General features: G+C 62.0%; 19 protein-coding genes and 1 pseudogene. 16 read left to right on the top strand and 4 right to left on the bottom strand.

The annotated features are described in order from the left end of the window. Nucleotides 1–58: 58 nt before the first annotated feature. From CQ020_RS19980 to CQ020_RS19965, 4 genes are all read left to right on the top strand, one after another. Complete coding sequence (locus CQ020_RS19980; RefSeq protein ID WP_105693475.1) at nucleotides 59–676, top strand: alpha/beta hydrolase; 618 nt, start codon at nucleotides 59–61, stop codon at nucleotides 674–676. A 205-nt stretch (nucleotides 677–881) separates the two neighbouring features. Continuing rightward, nucleotides 882–1,883, top strand: a complete 1,002-nt coding sequence (locus CQ020_RS19975; protein WP_258142114.1) for a LacI family DNA-binding transcriptional regulator — start codon at nucleotides 882–884, stop codon at nucleotides 1,881–1,883. Nucleotides 1,884–1,891: 8 nt separating this feature from the next. Beyond that, entirely contained in the window at nucleotides 1,892–2,623 is a 732-nt protein-coding gene (locus CQ020_RS19970; protein ID WP_105693471.1) for an HAD family phosphatase, read from the top strand. Between the two features lie 30 nt (nucleotides 2,624–2,653). Next, nucleotides 2,654–5,008 (top strand): glycoside hydrolase family 65 protein, encoded by a 2,355-nt coding sequence (locus CQ020_RS19965; protein ID WP_105693469.1) that lies wholly within the window; start codon nucleotides 2,654–2,656, stop codon nucleotides 5,006–5,008. 18 nt (nucleotides 5,009–5,026) lie between these two features. Here CQ020_RS19965 and CQ020_RS19960 read toward each other — a convergent pair whose 3' ends face one another. Then, nucleotides 5,027–6,667, bottom strand: coding sequence for a CdaR family transcriptional regulator (locus tag CQ020_RS19960; RefSeq protein WP_105693467.1), 1,641 nt, complete (start codon nucleotides 6,665–6,667; stop codon nucleotides 5,027–5,029). A 179-nt stretch (nucleotides 6,668–6,846) separates the two neighbouring features. Here CQ020_RS19960 and CQ020_RS19955 point away from each other — a divergent pair, with 179 nt between their 5' ends. The 6 genes from CQ020_RS19955 (at nucleotide 6,847) to CQ020_RS19930 (ending at nucleotide 12,227) form a co-directional block, all read left to right on the top strand. After that, complete coding sequence (locus tag CQ020_RS19955) at nucleotides 6,847–8,145, top strand: alpha-hydroxy acid oxidase (protein ID WP_181151967.1); 1,299 nt, start codon at nucleotides 6,847–6,849, stop codon at nucleotides 8,143–8,145. Next, complete coding sequence (locus CQ020_RS19950) at nucleotides 8,145–9,071, top strand: ABC transporter substrate-binding protein (RefSeq protein WP_105693465.1); 927 nt, start codon at nucleotides 8,145–8,147, stop codon at nucleotides 9,069–9,071. Before CQ020_RS19955 ends, CQ020_RS19950 begins: the two co-directional genes overlap by 1 nt. A gap of 44 nt (nucleotides 9,072–9,115) precedes the next feature. After that, nucleotides 9,116–10,036, top strand: a complete 921-nt coding sequence (locus CQ020_RS19945; RefSeq protein ID WP_105693464.1) for an amino acid ABC transporter permease — start codon at nucleotides 9,116–9,118, stop codon at nucleotides 10,034–10,036. Continuing rightward, nucleotides 10,036–10,800 carry an amino acid ABC transporter ATP-binding protein gene (locus tag CQ020_RS19940; RefSeq protein WP_105693463.1) on the top strand — a complete coding sequence of 255 codons (765 nt, stop codon included), beginning with the start codon at nucleotides 10,036–10,038 and terminating at the stop codon, nucleotides 10,798–10,800. Before CQ020_RS19945 ends, CQ020_RS19940 begins: the two co-directional genes overlap by 1 nt. Before the next feature lie 40 nt (nucleotides 10,801–10,840). Further along, nucleotides 10,841–11,221, top strand: coding sequence for a RidA family protein (locus CQ020_RS19935; RefSeq protein WP_105693461.1), 381 nt, complete (start codon nucleotides 10,841–10,843; stop codon nucleotides 11,219–11,221). 202 nt (nucleotides 11,222–11,423) lie between these two features. Continuing rightward, nucleotides 11,424–12,227, top strand: coding sequence for a sigma-70 family RNA polymerase sigma factor (locus tag CQ020_RS19930; protein ID WP_105693459.1), 804 nt, complete (start codon nucleotides 11,424–11,426; stop codon nucleotides 12,225–12,227). Nucleotides 12,228–12,229: 2 nt separating this feature from the next. On the opposite strand, the gene CQ020_RS19925 is transcribed toward CQ020_RS19930, so the two are convergent. Beyond that, the gene (locus CQ020_RS19925) at nucleotides 12,230–12,622 is read right to left on the bottom strand and encodes a hypothetical protein (protein ID WP_258142113.1); all 393 of its coding nucleotides are present in this window, start codon (nucleotides 12,620–12,622) and stop codon (nucleotides 12,230–12,232) included. Between the two features lie 285 nt (nucleotides 12,623–12,907). On the opposite strand from CQ020_RS19925, the gene CQ020_RS19920 reads away from it, so the two are divergent. Beyond that, entirely contained in the window at nucleotides 12,908–13,522 is a 615-nt protein-coding gene (locus CQ020_RS19920; RefSeq protein ID WP_105693457.1) for a hypothetical protein, read from the top strand. Between the two features lie 84 nt (nucleotides 13,523–13,606). Here CQ020_RS19920 and CQ020_RS19915 read toward each other — a convergent pair whose 3' ends face one another. Together CQ020_RS19915 and CQ020_RS19910 are read right to left on the bottom strand one after the other, a co-directional pair. Further along, nucleotides 13,607–15,082 carry an MFS transporter gene (locus CQ020_RS19915; protein ID WP_105693455.1) on the bottom strand — a complete coding sequence of 492 codons (1,476 nt, stop codon included), beginning with the start codon at nucleotides 15,080–15,082 and terminating at the stop codon, nucleotides 13,607–13,609. Nucleotides 15,083–15,170: 88 nt separating this feature from the next. Next, nucleotides 15,171–15,641 (bottom strand): MarR family winged helix-turn-helix transcriptional regulator, encoded by a 471-nt coding sequence (locus tag CQ020_RS19910; protein WP_105693453.1) that lies wholly within the window; start codon nucleotides 15,639–15,641, stop codon nucleotides 15,171–15,173. Nucleotides 15,642–15,703: 62 nt separating this feature from the next. Between CQ020_RS19910 and CQ020_RS19905 the strand changes: the two are divergent. The 5 genes and pseudogenes from CQ020_RS19905 (at nucleotide 15,704) to CQ020_RS19885 (ending at nucleotide 19,945) form a co-directional block, all read left to right on the top strand. Beyond that, nucleotides 15,704–16,460 (top strand): annotated as a pseudogene (locus CQ020_RS19905) (class I SAM-dependent DNA methyltransferase). Between the two features lie 62 nt (nucleotides 16,461–16,522). Beyond that, nucleotides 16,523–17,560, top strand: a complete 1,038-nt coding sequence (locus CQ020_RS19900; RefSeq protein ID WP_105693451.1) for a LysM peptidoglycan-binding domain-containing protein — start codon at nucleotides 16,523–16,525, stop codon at nucleotides 17,558–17,560. Between the two features lie 6 nt (nucleotides 17,561–17,566). Beyond that, the gene (locus tag CQ020_RS19895; protein WP_105693450.1) at nucleotides 17,567–18,133 is read left to right on the top strand and encodes a hypothetical protein; all 567 of its coding nucleotides are present in this window, start codon (nucleotides 17,567–17,569) and stop codon (nucleotides 18,131–18,133) included. Between the two features lie 228 nt (nucleotides 18,134–18,361). Then, entirely contained in the window at nucleotides 18,362–19,480 is a 1,119-nt protein-coding gene (locus CQ020_RS19890) for a hypothetical protein (protein ID WP_105693449.1), read from the top strand. 129 nt (nucleotides 19,481–19,609) lie between these two features. After that, on the top strand, nucleotides 19,610–19,945 hold the full coding sequence (locus tag CQ020_RS19885; protein WP_024819150.1) for a hypothetical protein: 336 nt from the start codon (nucleotides 19,610–19,612) through the stop codon (nucleotides 19,943–19,945). The last annotated feature ends 23 nt before the right edge of the window (nucleotides 19,946–19,968 follow it).

Raw genomic sequence — 19,968 nt, 5'->3', positions numbered from 1 at the left:
CAGTCTACTCGGTGAGGCACAGTCTTCCAGGAGGGCGCAGTCCACTAGGCTCGTGCCCATGGAATCAGTGGTGTGGTCGAAGCCCGAAAACCAGCGCAAGGGCACGCCGTTGCTGGTGATGATGCACGGTTATGGCACCAGCGAGCAGCGCATGGTCAATCTCTTCCCGCACCTTCCCGGTGAGTTCAGCTGTGCCGCGCTGCGCGGCCCCAAGGTCATTGGCGACGATTACGGCTGGTTCCTGCTGGACTACTTCCTGACCAACGACTTCTCGGATGTCATCGTGTCCACCAACTCGGTGTTCGATTGGATCAATTCCGTCAAGGACAATCACAGCAGCGTCAGCCTCTTGGGCTACTCGCAGGGCATGGCCATGGCCAGTACGCTCCTCCGTCTGCGGCCCACCGCGTTCAAGGCAACCGTGGGCCTGTCCGGGTTCGTCCTGGACAACGATCTCCTGGCCCTGAGTGAATCCTTTGACACCCCGCCACCCTTCTTCTGGGGGCGGGACAAAGCCGATCCCGTGATCAATGAGGACGCCATAGAGCACACGGAGGAGTGGTTGAACGCCAATGTGGCCCTGACGGCACGGACCTATCCGGGAATGGGGCACAGGATCGAGCCGCCCGAGTTGGTGGACGTGAGCGCCTTCCTGAAGTACTACGTCCTGAGGTAGGCCCCGGGATTAGAAGGCATTCAGCCTCTGGAATCAACCCCGTGGTGAGATTCGCGTCACAAAATCGCATTCGACTGCACTCTATTGAATGACGAAATTGTAAGCGCTTACACTTTTGGCTTGTGGCCCGGACCGGGTCCCACGCCAAGGCGTCAGGCGAGGATGGAAAGGGCTGAGGCCGTGTTGCATGGTTAGAACTCATAGAGTGACAATCCAGGACGTTGCCGTTCTCTCCGGATTGTCCATTTGCACGGTGTCGCGGGCTCTCAGGAATCTCCCCAATGTTTCTGAAAAAGCACAACGACAGGTGGCGGAAGCCGCCAGCAAACTTGGCTACAAAGCCTCAGCCGCGGCGTCCAGATTGGCGGGCGGCACGACGGGTTCGGTGGCCATCGTTGCCCCGACCGCCACGGCTTGGTTCTTCGCCCAGGCTGTGGAAGCAGCAGAGGAAGTCTTTGGCGACAGCGGTTACGACACCGTTCTGATCAGCCTCCGAAACAAGGCCAGTGTTCGGCGGCAGTTCTTTGCGGACCTCGAGGAACTTGCGCAGCGTGTGGATGGACTGCTCCTGCTCAATGTTGACCTCACGTCCCAGGAAGTGGAAGCGTTGGAAGCCTGCGGGATGGCCGTAGCCAGCGTGGGTATGGGAAATGTTCCGTGGGACAATGTAGGTATCGATGACGAGCATGCGGCCTGGCAGGCAACCCAACACCTGCTGAGGCTGGGCCATTGGGACTTGGCCGTTCTCTCGAGCAATGAACACTCCGTTGTGACTGAGACCCCTCGGTTCCGTGGCTTCAAGCGTGCACTGGATGAACACCACCTCACCGTCCATCCGGACTTCGTGGTGGGCACCGGGCCAAGTATCGACGACGGCAGGCGGGCGATGACTGAACTCATCGCCCGGGGCGCAAAACCCACTGCAGTTTTCGCCCACTGTGACGAAGCCGCCTTCGGGGCCTTGACGGCGCTCCGCGAACACGGACTGTCCGTCCCGAAGCACGTCTCCGTGATCGGCATCGACGACCACCCCATGAGTTGGTTCCTTGGGCTGAGCACAGTGGCGCAGCCCGTTGCCGATCAAGGTGCCTTCGCAGCGAACCTGCTGTGTGAACGCCTGCTGAATACTGAAGCCTCCCATCAACCCTCCAACCACCTGCTCGATACCAAGCTCATCGAACGCAAAACCACGCGCCACAAGCGCTGAACGGAACTATGCACATGACTGATCTTCGTAATGCCTGGACTGGCGCTTCGGCGCTGTTGTTCGATCTCGACGGCGTGCTGACGCCCACCGCCGTGGTGCATGAGCATGCGTGGCAGGAACTGTTCGATAGCTACCTGTCCGAGGCCGGCCACCCCCAGGGTTACCAGGAGAGCGACTATTTCGACCACATTGATGGGAAGCCGCGCTTCGATGGGGTCCGGGATTTCCTGGCGTCACGCGGCATCACCCTGCCTGAGGGGCCGGTCCATGACCACCCTGACAACCAGACCGTGCAGGGCTTGGGCAACCGGAAGAACGCCATCTTCAACGAGATTGTGAACTCCCGTGGTGTTGAGCCATATGAGGGTTCGGTCAAGTTCATCAATGCCGCGGTGGAGCTGGGATTGAAAGTGGCGGTGGTGTCCTCATCCCGCAACGCACCCGCGGTACTGAAGGCCGCCGGACTTGACCACCACTTCGAGGTGGTGGTGGACGGCCAGGTGGCTGCCGGCGTCGGACTTCCCGGTAAGCCGGACCCGGCCACGTATGTGTACGCAGCGGGACTGTTGGAGGTGCCTGTGGAGCAATGCATCGTGGTTGAAGATGCGGTGTCCGGCGTGCAGGCCGGGGCGGGCGCCAACTTTTACGCCGTGATCGGCGTGGACCGCGGAGCGGGCCGCCAAACCCTGCTGGACGCCGGCGCCACGCTGGTGGTCGACGACCTCAACGATCTTCTCTAACCCTACTTTTTCGAAGGATTTCATCAGCTCATGGCACTCATCAGCTCCGATCGGCTCCGCTTCCCCTGCGAGCCCTGGAAGCTCGTGGAAAACATCCACGTCCCTGGTGACGAGGGAACGCTGGAAACGCTGTTCGCGCTTGGCAACGGACACCTCGGCATCCGTGGCTCGCATTCCACGGCGGGCGACGGCGAGCTTCCTGGCACGTTCGTTAACGGTTTCCATGAGATCTGGGACATCAAGCACGCCGAGAATGCCTACGGCTTTGCCCGCACCGGCCAGAGGATCGTCTACGTGCCGGACGCCAACAATTTCACCGTTTCCATTGATGGCGAGGCCTTGAGCCTGGCCGAGTCCACCGTGCTGGACTACCACCGCAGCGTGGACTTTGCCACGGGTATCTACGAGGAAACCATTACGTGGGCGTGCCGCTCCGGCGCTACTGTCACCACGGCTGAGCGACGCGCGGTGGGCTTCGATGCCCGCGGATGTCTTGGCCTGGAACTGTCGCTGACAGCTGACCGGGACGTGTCCGCGGACATCACCTCCGGCGTCGTGAACCGTCAGGACCAGCCTGTGGAGGACCACTCGGTCCATGACCCGCGCCGCTCGGGCCGGCACGCCGGCCGTGTCCTGTTGCCGCTGCACCTCCAGGGTGCCGACGGTTCGCTCCGCCTCGCGTGGGAGACCTCCGAATCGCGTCAGCGCGTGGCCATGGCCGTGGATCACTGGATCTCCGCCGAGGGCCAGCCGTTTGAGACGCTGGTGGCGGAAGACGACTCGTCCGTCCGCTACGTTTTGGCCATTCACGACGGCGACACTTTCCGTGTGGAGAAAACCGTCAGCTACGTGGTGGCCGGCTCCAGCGACGCAGAAGACCGCGGCGAAAGCCTCGCAACCGAAGCCGAGGCCAACCTGGTGTCCTTCGCTGAAATCCTGGACCAGAGCAAGGCGCACTACGCCGAGTACTGGACCACTGCGGACATCTCCATCGGCGGGCAGCCGGAAATGCAACAGGCTGTGCGGTGGGGTTTGTTCCAATTGGCTCAAGCCACTGCGCGTGCCGGTGTGGCGGGCATCCCGGCCAAGGGAGTGAGCGGGTCCGGTTACGAGGGCCACTATTTCTGGGACCAGGAGGTCTACCTCCTGCCCTACCTGACCTACACCAACCCATCTGGCGCCAGGAAGGTGTTGGAATCACGGCACGCCATGCTGCCGGACGCCCGCGTGCGGGCCAAGGAGCTCAGTGTTGATGGTGCGCTGTTCCCTTGGCGGACCATTAATGGTCTGGAAGCCAGCGCCTACTACGCTGCAGGAACTGCCCAGTTCCACATCGCGGCTGCCATCGCTTTCGCGGCCAACCGTTACGAATGGGCCAGCGGCGACTCTACCTTCCGTGGTGAGTTGGGTGCCGATCTGCTCATTGAAACGGCACGCATGTGGGCTTCGCTGGGGTTCTTCGGCAAGGACGGCATGTTCCACATCCACGGTGTCACCGGCCCGGATGAGTACACGGCCGTGGTCAATGACAACCTGTACACCAACGTCATGGCCCGCTTTAACCTGCGTGCAGCGGCCGCGTTGGAGCACGATGGCATCGCCGACACCGAGCGCATGGTGTGGCGGCAGGCGGCCGAGCGAATGTCCCTTCCGTACGATCCGCACCTGCAGGTGTTCAGCCAGGACAACGACTTCATGACCCTGGAGCCCTGGGACTGGAACACGCCCAAGTCCAAGTACCCGCTGCTGTTGAATTTCCATCCTTTGGTGATCTACCGCCACCAAGTCCTCAAGCAGGCCGATACTGTGCTGGCAATGTTCCTGCAGTGGCAGGACTTCACTGCAGAGGAGAAGCAGCGCGCCTTCGATTTCTACGATCCCATCACCACCGGCGACTCCACCCTGTCCGCCTGCGTGCAGGGCATCATGGCGGCCGAAGTCGGGTACGGGGACGTCGCGTTGCAGCACTTCACCGAGGCACTGTTCATCGACCTCGACAATTCACACGGCAACACCATCGACGGCGTCCACATCGCCTCAACCGGCGGCATCTGGAGCTCCTTGGTGTGTGGTTTCGCCGGTATGCGGGACCAAGGCGAAGTGTTGCGCTTCGATCCGCGCCTGCCTGTGGAGTGGGAAGGACTGTCGTTCAGGCTCAAGGTGCATGGGCGTTTGCTGGCCGTTGACCTCTCGCAAGGCTCCATCGCGCTGACGCTCGTTTCCGGCGAGGATTACAGCGACGAGCCGCTCCACCTTGATGTGCGGGGACAAGACGTCGCCGTTGGGACCAGCACTGTCACGGTGCCGTTGGACACCGTGCCGGTCCCGCCGCCGTCGATCTTCCCCAGCGTCTTCCCGACGGCGGGACTGCCCATCATCCGGTAGTTTCGGCTTTTCGCGGGGCTACTTCGCGGCGAGGTCCATGGTGGTCACGCGCAACCACAGCCATAACCGTTTCTGCGGGTCCGCCAGGTCCAGGTTGAAGTCCTCGGCCAGGCGGGCCACGCGGTACCGGACGGTGTTGTTGTGCACGTGGAGTTCGGCGGCCATGGCGGAGATGTTTCCGTTGAAGGCCAAATAGGCGCGGAGTGTGTCCAGGTAATCTGTTTGCTGCGCGGCGTCGTGGGCTTGGATCCTGGCGATCTCATCCGCGCCAGCCAGCCCGTTGTCCTCAATGAACGCCCCGATCTTGAGCAGGTTCAGCGGAATCTGGAAGTCTTCGTAGAGTGCCACACCCTGCGTTTTTTCCTTACCGAGGGCCTTCCCATCGCGTGCCTTGCCCTCGCGCGACTGCAGGTTCAGCAGATAGTGCAGGGTTTGGATGGCCTCGGACCTGGAACGGGGCAGATCCTCGATCTCGTGAGCGATGCCACCCACTGTTGCAATGACAGGGAAGGAACTGATGGTGTGCGAATACGCCTCAATTTCCTGGATGATGCGGCCGTGCGCCGCACGCGGCGCGGTCCCGTTACAGGGCAGAAGCGCATAGACCACTGATCCGATCAGAGCACTGTGGCTGGTCCCGAACTGCACAGTGCATACCGTGGTCACCAAGTGCAGCAGCCGGTGGATGTCCCGCACGGATTCCAGGCTCCCGGTCTCCGGACGGACTATGGAAAAGGCCGCCACGGCCAGGCCGTTGACGGTATCAAGCCCCAATTGGGCTGCCGCGAACGCAGCATGCGGAGTGTCGTCCATGAGCGTCCGGAGAAGATCGGCATTGCGCCGTTCGCCAAAGTCCGAGGCAGAGCGGGCATGCAGCATGTGCAGTCCGGCCAACGGGGCCATGCGGTCCAGCGCATTCAACGCAGTGGCCCGATTTTCCTCGCCGGGATCGATGATCCAGATTGAACCGAGCAGCTCGCCACCGGCCCGGACGGCCAGCGCAAGGCGGGCCATGCCGTCGTCGGGCGCCGGCACCAGCACCGCGCCCGGGGAGGCGTAGACAATTTTGAAGTCCTGGTCAAAGGCCGGCGGGGTGGTCTCCTCCAGGGTGAGCGTGGTGATGCGCCGGAGCTCATCAATGGGCTGGCCGGGGAGGGTGGAGTACCCAATGATGCGGCCCATCGGGTCCACAATGCTCGCGGCGCCATTGGTGATGGAAGCCGCCGCATTGGCAAAAGCGTAAAGGTCTCCCAGACGCACGCCGGACACCGAATCGGCCGCCGCGCCCATCACTGAAGCCCTGGCCAAAGCCACCAGGCGCGTCCAGTCCGCGTCATCGGGTGCCACCAACACGGACAGGCTGTACCCGATCGCCGCAGAACGCAGTTGCTCCATTTTGGCGCCGTGGGCCTTGACGATTACCGCCGCCGCGTTGCTGTTGGCTGCCCTGTGGAGGAGTTGATCAAAATCAGGTGAGCCGTAAGTGCATCCCACCGCCAGGATGATGCGGCCGTCCACGCTGGACCAATGGTCCAGGGGGTCGTACATCAACACGTCAGATACCGGATGCCCGAGGTTCTTCGGCGTGGGGTTGGCGTGCACCAGATCGGCCTGCATGAGTTGGATGCAGTCGGACAGCCGCACTGGGGATGGCTGCATCCCGGAACGTTCTGACTGCTGAGGACCTGGAAGCGACGCTGCATTCTCCATAGCTGGACGTTATCACAAGCTCGATGAGCATCTTGTGGACTAATTCACATATAGAGCGGGGGAGATCTACGTCACTATTGGGAAAGGAGCTGGACGGGTTACCCCAGCAGGAATGTAAAGGAAACACCATGAAACTCAAGGACATCAGGGCGCTCGCCTCGGTGCAGGCGCCTGCCCGGACAGTCTCCGAACGGCTGCAGCGCACGTGCTACAGCGTGGAGGATATGCGGAAGCTGGCCGCCAGGCGCCTGCCCAAGAGCATCTTTGAATACATCGAAGGCGGAGGGGAAGACGAGGTCTCACTGCGCCGCAACCGGTCCTCGTTCGATGAATGGTCCTTCCTCCCCAAGTGGGGCTCCGTGGACAACCTGGACCTCGCTTCAAACCTCTTCGGCAGCCCGGTTTCCATGCCGGTGACACTCTCTCCCACCGGTGGGACCAGGCTGTTCCACCCCCAGGGTGAGTCCGCCGTGGCCCGTGCTGCGCTTGCCGCAGGCGTTCCCTATGGACTGGCCCATCTGAGCACCACCACCATGGAAGATGTCAGCGCTGCGGCGCCGGGACTTCGCCGGTGGTTCAACCTGGAACCCACCCCGGACAAGGGCCTCCTGCAGGCCGTGCTGGACCGGGTATCCAACGCAGGCTACGAAGCCCTGTTGGTCAACGTTGACTGCCGGGCCATCGGACACCGCGAGCGCGACTACCGCAACGGGTTCACCGCCCCGCCTTCCATCAAGCCGAAGACCGTTGTGGAGGGAATGTTGCACCCGGCATGGGCGCTGGGATTCCTGGCCAACGACGCAATCGCTTTCCCCAACCTGGACGCCGACGTTCCCGAGGGACCTCTGGCCAGCTCGCCGGACATGTGGCGGACACTGCTGGCCGGTTCCTACGAGCCCACCGACTGGGACGACATCCGGGACCTGCGGGAGCGTTGGAACGGGCCGATCGTCCTGAAGGGAGTGGTTAACCCGAACGACGCCGCACTGGCAGCTGCCATGGGAATCGACGCCATCCAGGTCAGTAACCACGGCGGACGGCAGCTGGACCACATGGCTGCACCGCTGGATGTCCTGGCGGACATCGTTGAGAGGACTGCCGGGCAGATGGAAATCATCGTCGACGGCGGCATCCGCCGGGGCTCCGACGTCGTCAAGGCTCTTGCCCTGGGCGCCGATGCCTGCTCCATCGGACGCCCCTACCTGTACGGCCTGGCTGCCGCGGGCGAGTCCGGCGTGGCTCACGTCCTGAAGATGTTCCGAGCCGAAATGACCCGCACCATGATGCTCCTCGGAGTGTCCACCATAGAGGAACTGCGTACCGAAGGCCGGGATTTGATCCGGCACCGCAATGAAGCTTTCACCCGCACCCAACCAGACATCACCCCTGAGGCCACTGTGAGCCTTGAAGAAATGAGGACCCCCTGATGAAGAGCTTTTCACTCAAGCCTGCGTTACCCGCGTTGCTTGTCACGGCAGCACTGATGCTATCCGTCACGGCGTGCAGCCCCACCGGCAACGCCTCGCCGTCGAACCCGTCCGGTGATGCTGCTGGGGGTACCGGCGTCCCGGGGCTGGAAGTCAACCAGGCTGCAGCCGACCTCCTTCCGGAGTCCATCAAGGCCTCCAAAGTGCTGCGGGTTGCCATTCCCACCAACGAGCCGCCGACTCAGTTTTTCCGCGAAGGCACGCAGGACATGACCGGTACCAACCCGGACGTGGCCCGTCTCATCGGAGAGGCCTTGGGTGTCAAAGTGGAGATCCAGGTGGCCAACTTCGATTCGATCATTCCAGGCCTTGCGGCTGACCGTTACGATATGACCGTTTCCTCCATGACGCCCACGGAGAAGCGCATGGAAGTCCTGGACTTTGTTGACTACCTGCAGATCGGCAGTGCGATCGCCGTACCCAAAGGCAACCCCGCAGGCATCAAGGATGAGAATGCCCTGTGCGGCAAGAAGGTAGGGTTCCTGACGGGCTCGTACCAGTTGACCGTGAACGTTCCTTCCTATGACGAAGCCTGCGCGGCTGCCGGCAAGGACGCCATCCAACGGAGCGAATTCCAGGACACCCGGCAGGCCATTTCCGCACTGACCAGCGGACGCCTGGACACGGTGCTGGCCGATTCACCCATCTTGGACTACGCAGCTTCCCAAAACCCGCAGATCGAGGTAGCCAGGACGTTCGATTTCGCTCCAGTGGGCGTGGGGGTGCCCAAGGAGTCCGGCCTGGTGAAGTCCGTTTCCGCTGCCCTGGACGCCGTCATCAAGAGCGAGTCCTACGTCAAGGTCCTGGGAAAGTATGGCCTTGAATCCAGTGCCATCACCGACGCCCGCGTCAACTTTGCCCAGTAGAGAACTACACAGTAATGAATTCCTCCAATAAAGAGGTGACGGCTATGCAGCAGCAACCCTCAATTCCTGATACCAAGGAGCCGGCCACTGCGGCCAATGACTCCATCCCCGTAGTCCCGCTGAGGCACCCGGTCCGTTGGGCTCTGGCGATCGTCCTCATTGTGGTGGCCCTCGGTGCCGCCTGGGATGTTGCAGTGAACGAGCGGTACCGATGGGACGTTGTGGCGTCCTACCTGTTCGCACCTCAGATTCTGGCCGGCGCCGGACTGACGCTCCTGCTGACCGTAGTGTCCATGACTGTCGGCATAGCGCTGGGTACCTTGCTGGCCATCATGCGGCTCTCCGACAACCCGATCCTGAGCACCATCAGCCGCGGCTACATTTGGTTCTTCCGGGGAACGCCACTGCTGGTGCAGCTGATCTTTTGGTACAACATTGCGGCCCTCTATCCGGTGATCGCTTTCGGGCTGCCCTTCGGCGGACCGTCCATGGTTCTGGGTTCCGCGAACGTCCTGATCTCACCCTTGGGTGCAGCGCTCCTGGGTTTGTCCTTGAACGAAGCTGCGTACATGGCCGAGATCATCCGTGGCGGCATCGGTTCAGTGGACAAGGGCCAGTACGATGCTGCCCGTGCACTGGGTATGAGCGGTGGCAAGTTGATGAACCGGGTGATCCTGCCTCAAGCGATGCGAGTAGTGCTTCCGCCCACCGGCAACCAGGTCATCTCCATGCTCAAGGGCACATCACTGGTGAGCGTCCTGGCGATCTCGGACCTGCTCTACTCCGCCCAAATCATCTACGCCAACAACTACCAGACCATTCCGCTGCTGATTGTGGCCAGCCTCTGGTACCTGCTCATGACGAGCATCCTGAGCTTCTTCCAAAACAAACTTGAACGCAGATACGGGCGCGGTTTCGACTCAGCACCGCGGCGGATGCGCAAGCCTAAGACAAGGACAGTGTGATGACTACCGCAATGGTGGAAGCCCGGGGAGTCCGGAAGAACTTCGGCGTGATCGAAATCCTGAAGGGCATAGACCTCAGGGTTGAAAAGGGATCAGTGACGTGCCTGATCGGACCGTCCGGTTCAGGCAAGACCACTTTCCTGCGCTGTATCAACCACCTCGAAAAGGTGGACGCCGGGCGCCTCTGCGTTGACGAGCACCTGGTTGGCTACGCGGAGCGCAACGGAAAGCTTTACGAGATGAAGGAACGCCAGACTGCCCGCTCACGGCTCAACGCAGGCATGGTGTTCCAACGCTTCAACCTTTTCCCGCACATGACTGTGCTGGAGAACATCATTGAAGCGCCGGTACATGTGCTCGGCCGTCCCCGCAAGGAAGTTGTTGTGGAAGCCCAAGCACTCCTGGACCGGGTTGGCTTGGGCGACCGCGGCCACTCCTACCCGCAGGAACTCTCCGGCGGGCAGCAGCAACGGATCGCAATTGCCAGGGCGTTGGCCATGAAACCCAAGCTCATGCTTTTCGACGAGCCCACGTCCGCGCTGGACCCCGAACTGGTTGGCGAGGTTTTGGACGTGATGAAGTCCTTGGCCGAGGCCGGAATGACCATGGTGGTGGTGACCCACGAACTCGGGTTCGCCCGGCAGGTAGCGGACCAGGTGGTGTTCATGGACGGTGGCGTTGTGGTGGAAAGCGGGCCGCCCGGGCAGGTGTTGGGCAACCCGCAGCACGAGCGCACCAAAGCGTTCCTGTCCAAGGTTCTTTAGCAACCTGTTTTTTCAATAACAACGAAAGGCCTTAACCACCATGACTCGCCTCCAGGTCACCACTGACCTCGCACCAAGCCCGGCCGGCCCCTACTCCCAGGCCATTGTGGCCAACGGATTCCTCTTCACCGCGGGGCAGACGCCCCACGACCCCCGCACTGACGCGCGCGTGGGGATCACCATCGAAGAACAGACCGTTCAGGCCATGGAGAACCTGAGTGCGGTACTGGACGCTCACGGTCTGGATTTCTCCCACGTAGTGAAAGCCACCGTACACCTGCACCACCCGGGCCGGGACTTTGAGGGCTTCAACGCCGTCTACCAAAAGTACATGGTGGCCCCCTACCCGGCGCGCACCACCGTGGGTTCATTCCTGGGCGACTTCCTGGTGGAGATCGATGCCGTAGCCGTTATTCCGTAGCCGACATCCCCCCGGTCAGGGAAGCCCTGGCCGGGAAGCCCCCAGCGATTCTCAGGAGCCCTCGAATTTCTCAGGCGGCCCCGTCCGATGCATGTCACTGCGCATTAGGCGGGGCCTTACTTGACTGCGCCCATGACACGCCTGAATCACATCAGGCCCCGGCGCTTCCGTCCACGCCATACCCCACCTTTGAAAGGCCGTCATGTCAGCCCAAGCCTTGCCCCACCCAAGCCGCGGTGACCCCGCTTCCACAGCACCCTTGAGCGACCATCAGCTGCTGGCGATGGTGCGTGGAGGTGACGTTGCTGCCTTCGGCGAACTGTTCCTCCGGCACCGGCGGCTGGGAGAGTTCGTGGCTCGCACGGAATCCGATAATCCCAGTGATGCCGCAGACGTTGTGGGTGAAGCGTTTGCCGCCGTGTTCCAAGCGATCCTCGAGGGCAGAGGTCCTGTGGAGTCGTTCAGGCCCTATCTTTTGACCACCATCAGGCGGATGGCGCACCGAAGGAACCAGAAGGAAACGCGCCTGGTGGTAGTCGATTCCGATACTGTGGATGCCTTGTCCTTTGCCGGCCACGATCATGTGCTGGGTACCCACGAGTCCATCATTTTGGTCCGAGCCTTCCGTGAACTTCCCAGGCGCTGGCAGGATGTGCTCTGGTATGTCGACGTTGAAGGACTTAAACCGGCCCAGGCAGGGCCGCTGCTCGGCTTGACCCCCAACGCCCTCTCTGCTTTGGCCATGCGGGCTCGTGAAGGGCTACGCCAGATGTACTTGCAGAAGCATGTTGGCGAGGCCACCGTTCAGTCGTGCAGAGAATACCTGAGGTATATGGGCAGGTACGTGCGGAACGGTCTGCGGGGAAACGCCCAGGCCCGGGTGCGGCAGCATACTGAACGCTGCACCCATTGCTCGGCCGTCCTGGCGGAACTCCGGGAGCTTCAGGCTTCCATGCGCACCAAGGCGATCGACCAGCCGCAGCAGCCGGACCAGCCGGAATCGTAATCCTAGCCGGCCTCGGGGCTGCTTACTTGATCCGCATCAGTCGCCCGGTTTCCACCGGATGCCTGATTCCCCACTAAACGCCGACGCCGTTCCAACTCGCAGTTGATCAGCTCCAGCAGCGCTTGTGCCGGCTCGGACAAATGGTGGGTATCGGGGGAGCCCAGCTGGTCGCAGTGCAGGAGCACGTGGCGGATCCGTTCCAGTTCACGGGACGGGACCAACGGCCAGCGGTGAAACAGTTGCCTGACGGCTATGGCTCCAAGGAGGGCATCGGGTTTGTTGGATACTCCGTGATTTCCATGGTTTGCGGCTGCTCTTCGTCGAGCAACGCTGGCCGCGGCAGTCGCGACCCCGTGGGCGAGGAGGAGATCTGATTTGAGGGGATTGGGGGCCAAAGCGGACCTCCCTGATAAGTGCGAAGGAAGCCGGCTGCGTGACTATAGAATTCAGCTTACAGAATGTGAGTTATGTCATGTCAATCATTACGCAAAATCGTCGCGGTCGGACACTGGGATTCAGCTTTCGCGGTCGCTGTGCGGTGTGCGGCGAAGCCTCCGATATCCTCGGCGGGTCAGAGTCGAATGAGCAGAACCGCGAACGCACACTGAAACAATGAGCCGCGCCAACCGACCTGTCACTCAGGCCGCCATCATTGCCGTTATCCTTCTCGCGCGCATCTCATGTACCCCTCCAGCACCATTGCCCGAGCCGGCGTCCCAATCCATCCCACACGACGCAGGCACCGGATAGACCATCGCGGAAGCCGGGAGGCCATAGACGCCGTCCCTGGAATCTCCGTTACCAACTTTGCCGGCGGAGGGCCGCCGAACGTAAAGGGAAATACCGGATACGTCGTTGCGTTCCGCATCGATCCCGGATACATCGTTTTATACGGCGACTTGCTGATCGACTACATCATCCGCAACATTTGGGCCGTTGCGGAAGGCTGCATGCCGAACACGCAGATCCAGATCAGTGCGAGCACTGCTGGCGGGGAGCCGCTGTTCGACCTTACAGCCGCAGCCGTGGGTGCGGCCTGGCTCCGCCCAGCAGCTTCCTCTTCCTCCACACCCTCGCAGCACAGCACCGTCATCATCCCGCTCAGTGCTGACGATCCCGAGGGCGCCCGCAACCTCATGAAGTTCAAGCTGGACGGTTCCTGGCCGGGTGTCAAACCGAAACCTCTCCCGGACGGCACTACCTGCTTGGTGAATGCCCCTGCAGCGGTGGGGATGCCTGACCGTTCCTGTTGTCAGTCCGGTCTTGCCACTAAAAGTACACTCCATCGCCCTTGATCCGGCCTGAATCTTGTGGCTCTTTGGCCGCCGGACACTGGCCGCGGCGCCGCCACTTGCGATGGAGTGACGGCGCCCATGCGGCTAGCCCAAGTGGACCTGCGGTTTATCGCCTGTTCCGCTGAAGGTTTTGCGATCGATCCTGATGAGGAGCAGCGCAATCGGGGCAATCAGTATGGCCACAGCTGCGGCCCAAAGGAAGACCAATGAGTAGCCGGACGTGAGCGCGGCCAGCGTGCCGCCACCAACTGCGGCGGTGGCTGAGGCCGCAATAGTGCTGAACAGGGCAATGCCCAGTGAGCCGCCGATCTGCTGCGACGCGTTGACCAGGGCGCTGGCCACTCCGGCGTCATCCTTGTCCACGCCGAACAGGGCCAGATTCTGCATGGGAACAAAGACCATTCCCAGGCCGACGCCCATCAGGATCAGTGCCGGCAGCATGTTGACCGTGTACGTGCCATCCGGCGTGACTTGAGTGAGCCACAGCATTGCCGCTGCCATAAAGACCGGTCCCAGCGCGCTGGGGATCCTCGCTCCCAGCCTGGGCAGGTTCTTCGCAACCAAGCCCGCGGTCACGATCAGCACCACCGTCATGGGCAAGGATGCGATGCCGGCGGCGAATGGCGCGAAACCCAGGACTATTTGGAGGTAGAAGTTGATGAACAGGATGCCGCCGATCAGGACGGCCCCGGCCAGGAATGACGCCAGGAAGGCCGCGCCCCTGTTGCGTTCTGTTGCAACTCGAAGCGGAAGCAGCGGGTTCTTGACTTTGCGTTCTACGGCGACGAACAGAACCAGCAAAATCACTCCTGCGGCGATGAAGCCCCATGATTCGATAGCATCCCAGCCGTGTTCGGCATTGGCGAAGCCGTACACCAGGGAGCCGAGGCCCAAGGCGGCCAGTACGACGCCGGGCCAGTCGTACTTGGTGGAGCCGCCGGCTTTGCTTTCACTCACCAGAGTCCAGACGCCGATGAGCGCGATGATGGCGATGGGGACGTTGACGAAGAAGCACCAGCGCCAAGAGACGAACTCGGTGAGGAAGCCACCGAGCAAGACTCCTGCCGCCGCGCCCACTCCGCTGATGGAGCCGAAGATCGCGAACGCCGTGCCCCGATCCTTGCCGCCCGGGAAAGCAACCGTCAGGAGCGCCAGCGCCGCCGGTGCGAGCAGCGCTGCGAAGATGCCCTGCAGCGCACGTGCTCCAATCAGTTCCCATGGCTGCTGCGCGAGTCCGCCGATGAGGGAGGCAACCGCGAAGCCTGCAGAGGCTGTGATGAACGTTCGTTTCCGGCCCCAGAAATCCGAGATCCGGCCACCCAGCAGAAGGAAGGCGCCGAAAACGAGGGCGTAGGCGGTGACTACCCACGAGCGGGTGGAATCGCTGATGCCCATTTCCAGTTGAAGGCGCGGTAGCGCCAGGTTCACGATGGTGCCGTCCAGGACCACCATGAACTGGGCGAGGGCAAGGAAGGGCAGGGCCCGCCAGCCGATGCTCTTCTTGTTGTCTTTGCCCGGTTGGGCTTGGACGCCCGCCGATTCGAGTAGTTGTGATGCCACGCGTCACCCATTCTTGTAAGTAGTAATACTTATGAAAGTATAAGTACTTTTGGTGACTCTTGTAAGCCATGAGGCAGTGACTTACGTCCTAGTGATGTAGTTCCGGCGCCTTTTCCGGCTCCGCAAGGAACGACGCCAGCCGCTCCAGCGCGGGAAGGCTGGCCGCGATCTGATCCCGTTCCTCGGGAAGGAGGCGTTCGCTGGCTCTTGTGAGCGCCTCGGCCCATTCCCCCTCAAGGAGAGCCTTGATCCTCTTGGACTCCTCAGTGGGGTGAAGCGACACATAGCGCTTGTCCGCGGCATCCTTGACCCTGGTCACCAAGCCCGCCGCCACGAGCTCACGCAATTGCACGCTCACGTTGCTGAGTTGCCGGCCCAGACGAGCTGCGACCTCCGCAACCGTCACCCCCGGATGGCTTTCAACCACACGGAGAATCTCCAGGACGCCGTTCGAGATGGGGCGGAGGCCCGTCTCATTGAGCGACTTACGCCGGATATCTGACGAGATGTCGATCATGCAGACGGCCAACGCCACATGGTCCACTGGCTTTTCTCCCATCCGACAAGCATAGGTGTGGCCGCCTCGCCAAGCGGCCGGTACCCAGGTGCAATAGTGGAACGATGATCAACCAGCAGCAGCTCTGGGACGACGACGCCGCCAAGCAGTACGACACCCCCGGGGGACGGCATGTTCTCTCCCGACGTCCTAGACCCCACTGTGGAAGTCTTGTCCGAACTCGCCGGTGACGGGGCCGCCATTGAATTCGCGATCGGTACTGGCCGCGTGGCCATTCCCCTCTCCGAAGCGGGGGTGCGCGTCAGCGGCATCGAACTGTCCCACGCGATGATCGCCCGACTCCGCGAAAAAGTGGGCGAGGACCGGATTCCAGTAGTCCAGGGCGACATGTCCCAAACTAGGGTGGATGGGACCTTCAGGCTGGCCTTCCTGGTCTTCAACACCATCTCCAACCTGCTCACGCAGGACGAGCAAGTCCGGTGCTTCCAGAACGCTGCACGCCACCTTGCGCCCGGCGGACGCTTCGTCATTGAGCTCTGGGTGCCGCAACTGCGCTCGCTGCCTCCCGGGCATGGCGGAACAGTGGAGGTGAGCCAGCCCGGATATCTGCTGGTGGATGCCTACGACGTGCTGCGCCAACATGTCGTCTCGCATCACGTGAGGTTCGGCCCTGACCTTTCGGACGGCCGCGACGCGCGGATTGGTCGGACACCTCACCGCTACATCTGGCCGAGCGAACTCGATCTCATGGCGCGGATAGCCGGGTTCGAGCTGGAGTCCAGGTGGGCTGACTGGGACCGCAGTGAGTTCACGGCGGAGTCCCGCAGCCACGTGTCCGTCTACCGGCTCACGGAACGCTAGGGTCTTAGTGACTGTTTATTGGAGGAATTCGCCCGCGGTAACACGGGTGCTTTGGGGGAAACATGAAGTTTGCGGTTCGATCTGTCCTGCTTGCGGTAGCGCTGACTACAGGGCTGGCCGCCTGTACCTTCGCGGATGCATCACCTGACTCTGCATCATCACCTGACCCGGCACCATCACCCGACCAGGCACGGTCGGCGAGCGGCGCGCCCGGTGCAACTACCGCCGTCGACGATGCGTCCCTCAAAGGGGCCACGGTCACTGATTCGTTCGGGAACGTGGACTTCTATTCAACGGTCGACGGCGACACCCTTGCGAGCGTGGCGGACGCCTTTAAGCTCTCCGCAGCGAAGCTCGCGCAATTCAACGGTCTGCCGGCCGGGGCGTCTTTGGTGCCGGGCACCAAACTCCGGCTGATTCCTGCACCGGGTCCGATCACGGGCGCCAAGGGAGCGGCAACCGAGGACGCGCAGGGCGTCCCTATGACCTACATGATCGAAACCGGCGACACGCTGGACGGGATCATCTACCGGTTCGGGCTCAGCAGCAAACAGCTGGCCGAAGCGAACAAGGTCCCTTACGTGTATGAGCAAGGCAATACGTACTTCATCCGTGAAGGGCACCTCATCCAGCTGCAGAAAAAACCGGTGGACAGCAGGTCCGGTTCCGGCGCCACGATCAACAACTCCTTCGGCCAGACCATCTTCTACACCAGTGTTGACGGTGATTCCTTCGACAGTCTCGGTTACAAATTCCGGTCCACCACGGAGCAGCTGCTGATGTACAACCCCACTCTGCTGGCCGACAAGTCCATCCCCGCAGGCACCAAAGTGCGGCTGATTCCAGGGGACCTCCCAATCGACGGCGCCCGGGGCACCTTCACCTCCGACGCTGATGGCATCCCCATGACCTACACGACGGCGGCGGGAGACACGGAGGGGCAGGTCTCCTTCCGTTTCAGTGTGGTCGACCTCAGATCTGCCAACAGGCCTCTCGCCGGGACTGACGCGACCTGGTATGAATTCACTGAACTTTCCACCGGGGAGCTGGCGGCCGGCCAGACCATCAGCCTCGCCCTGAACAAGCCGATCAACAGGTAGCACGGGTTGAGGAAGAAGTGGGGCCTGGCCGCCTTGATCCTTGCGGCTCTTTGTTTGGCTGCGTACGCCGTGCTGGCGGCCCACCCCTTCAAGGGGCCGCAGGGAGAGCCGCTCCTGTTTTACCTGCTTGTTGACGAGGACTGGTGGTCGCTCTTCCTGTTCGGTCTCGGTGGTCTCTTGGTGTTCGCTGCTGGGTTTTGCTTGGTGCCGCCACCAGTGAACAAACTTGCGGTGATTTGGGTGAGGCGGGGCCTTAAAATACTGCTCGGCCTGTTGCTGGCTGGTGCGACACTGTGCTGGTTAGTCGGCATTTTCTTGTTGTCTCTCTTAGCCTCGGTCTGGAACTATTCCGCATACACAGCCCCAGACGGACAACATGTGCTGGTGGCTACCCAGACCTATGGGTCGGACATCTTCACGCCTTATCAGGGCCCCTTTTACGAGTGGCAACGCCAACCGGAGATCACTGACCTGGGTGCGGCGATTGGGGGAGACTGTGCTCTCTCCTCCGACTCTTCAGGCCTGGCTTTACGATGCGGGGCGGACACTGTCCGGCTTCCGAGCAATCCGTAGTGACCAAGCAACCCGTGGTTAGCAGGCAACGCGAAGTTCGCACGTGCCTGTGCCGGCACCTGTGCCGAAGCCCTGTGCCGGGGTATAGTCGGCCCATGCTCTCCATGCGCCGATTTACTTGCCCCCGACCGGTCTCCGGTCGCGAGGGCTTATTGGCGCGCGCCTAGGTCCTGGCGCGGAGTGAGTCGGGGGAGGAAACCCACTCATTCCACACAGTAAGGACCAGCTATGCCCACGTATTTAAGCCCGGACGAGCTTCACAACGCCCTGAATGTCAGGGACCTCTCCAATCCTGACCACCGTCCACACGCCATGCAGATTCTGTTGCGGGACGTAGTGCGTGCCCTGAGCGACAAGGGGGACGTACCGGAACGAACCATCCGCCACAGTCCCTTGGTCAGCGTTGCGGACAACTACGATCGGCTGGGGTTCAGCCCAGCGGACGTCACGCGCGACCAAAGGTACTCCCGCTACATCAGCCCCACCGTCATGCTGCGCAGCCACACCTCAGCGTCCATCCCGTCACTGTTGCGTGGTCTGGATCCTGAAGAGTCCATCGACGAGCTCTGGGCCATCCCTGGCTTGGTCTACCGCCGTGATTCCATTGACCGTACCCACGTGGGGACTCCCCATCAAGTGGACCTGTGGAGGGTCAGTTCCCGCACGGCTCTGAGCCCGCGCCACTTGCAGGACATGGTCGAGGCCCTTGTGGCAGCTGTACTTCCGGGCGCGGACTGGAGGGCAGCTCCGGCCGTCCATCCCTACACGGACCACGGCCTGCAGATCGATGTCCGTATGGACGGCGAATGGTTGGAACTTGCGGAGTGTGGGCTGATGTCGCCACAACTTTTCCTGGACGCTGGTTTGGATCCCGTGAAGTGGTCAGGGCTGGCCCTAGGGATGGGGCTGGACCGCGCGTTGATGCTACGCAAGGGCATCCCAGACATCAGATTGCTGAGGTCCGCGGACCCAAGAATTCAACAGCAGATGATGGACCTGGAACCTTGGAAGCCGGTCTCTCACATGCCATCCATCAGCCGGGATCTCTCGATTGTGGTTGGGGAAGGCCTGGATGCTGAATTGCTTGGGGACAGGGTCCGGACTGCGCTGGGAGACCTGGCCGAGGATCTTGAAAGGGTGGAACTGCTGGCCCTGACACCCTGCGGGTCGCTTCCGCCGGCAGCGCAGGAACGGCTCCGCATCCGCGAGGGGCAGTCCAATGCCCTGATCCGGGTGGTGATGCGTCCTCTCACGCGGACCATGACGGATCAGCAAGCCAACCAGATCCGGGATGATGTCTACCTTGCCCTGCACGAAGGCCCCGTCAAGGAGCTCATTGCCGGTTAGGTCCTCCCGTGCTGTGCCGGTGGTTGCCTCGTGTGCTGCCGGCACAGCATCCTGGCATGACTGGGAGCATCGCGGCCACCCTCCAGTCGGCGCGTCAGTGGGCTGGCCTGTGATTGCTAGTCTGGAATCATGACCCGTCGACTCGCAGCACTGTCCGCCGTCCCCCTTTTGCTGCTGCTCGTAGGCTGCGGAGCCGTGGAGGAAGCAGCTACCAACGCAGCCAGCGACGCCGCCTCCAAGGTGGCCACGGCGGCCGCAGATGAAGTGACCAAGCAGGTCTGCGCCGCAGTCCAGGACGGCTTGGTCAGCGTTCAGGACAAGCAAGTACTTGCCGGTTTGGTCTCCGCCGCCGACGCTGCCGGCGTTCCCGCAGAAATTACGACGCCGTTGAACCAGATCGCGCAAGCAGGAGACGAAGTGCCGGCTGAGTCGGTTCAGGCACTGAAGGACGCCTGCGCACCGTAGCTGCTGCTGCCCTCTGCCTTCCT

It is taken from the genome of Arthrobacter sp. MYb23 (genome assembly GCF_002979775.1).
Lineage (GTDB): Bacteria > Actinomycetota > Actinomycetes > Actinomycetales > Micrococcaceae > Arthrobacter.
This window is presented reverse-complemented; position numbering and strand designations above follow the sequence as displayed.

Bases quoted from the DNA above. Each gene is read 5' to 3' on its own strand.
- CQ020_RS19980 (WP_105693475.1), top strand. From the start codon at position 59: ATGGAATCAGTGGTGTGGTCGAAGCCCGAAAACCAGCGCAAGGGCACG.
- CQ020_RS19970 (WP_105693471.1), top strand. From the start codon at position 1,892: ATGCACATGACTGATCTTCGTAATGCCTGGACTGGCGCTTCGGCGCTG.
- CQ020_RS19965 (WP_105693469.1), top strand. From the start codon at position 2,654: ATGGCACTCATCAGCTCCGATCGGCTCCGCTTCCCCTGCGAGCCCTGG.
- CQ020_RS19960 (WP_105693467.1), bottom strand. From the start codon at position 6,667: ATGCAGCCATCCCCAGTGCGGCTGTCCGACTGCATCCAACTCATGCAG.
- CQ020_RS19955 (WP_181151967.1), top strand. From the start codon at position 6,847: ATGAAACTCAAGGACATCAGGGCGCTCGCCTCGGTGCAGGCGCCTGCC.
- CQ020_RS19950 (WP_105693465.1), top strand. From the start codon at position 8,145: ATGAAGAGCTTTTCACTCAAGCCTGCGTTACCCGCGTTGCTTGTCACG.
- CQ020_RS19945 (WP_105693464.1), top strand. From the start codon at position 9,116: ATGCAGCAGCAACCCTCAATTCCTGATACCAAGGAGCCGGCCACTGCG.
- CQ020_RS19940 (WP_105693463.1), top strand. From the start codon at position 10,036: ATGACTACCGCAATGGTGGAAGCCCGGGGAGTCCGGAAGAACTTCGGC.
- CQ020_RS19935 (WP_105693461.1), top strand. From the start codon at position 10,841: ATGACTCGCCTCCAGGTCACCACTGACCTCGCACCAAGCCCGGCCGGC.
- CQ020_RS19930 (WP_105693459.1), top strand. From the start codon at position 11,424: ATGTCAGCCCAAGCCTTGCCCCACCCAAGCCGCGGTGACCCCGCTTCC.
- CQ020_RS19920 (WP_105693457.1), top strand. From the start codon at position 12,908: ATGTACCCCTCCAGCACCATTGCCCGAGCCGGCGTCCCAATCCATCCC.
- CQ020_RS19910 (WP_105693453.1), bottom strand. From the start codon at position 15,641: ATGGGAGAAAAGCCAGTGGACCATGTGGCGTTGGCCGTCTGCATGATC.
- CQ020_RS19900 (WP_105693451.1), top strand. From the start codon at position 16,523: ATGAAGTTTGCGGTTCGATCTGTCCTGCTTGCGGTAGCGCTGACTACA.
- CQ020_RS19890 (WP_105693449.1), top strand. From the start codon at position 18,362: ATGCCCACGTATTTAAGCCCGGACGAGCTTCACAACGCCCTGAATGTC.
- CQ020_RS19885 (WP_024819150.1), top strand. From the start codon at position 19,610: ATGACCCGTCGACTCGCAGCACTGTCCGCCGTCCCCCTTTTGCTGCTG.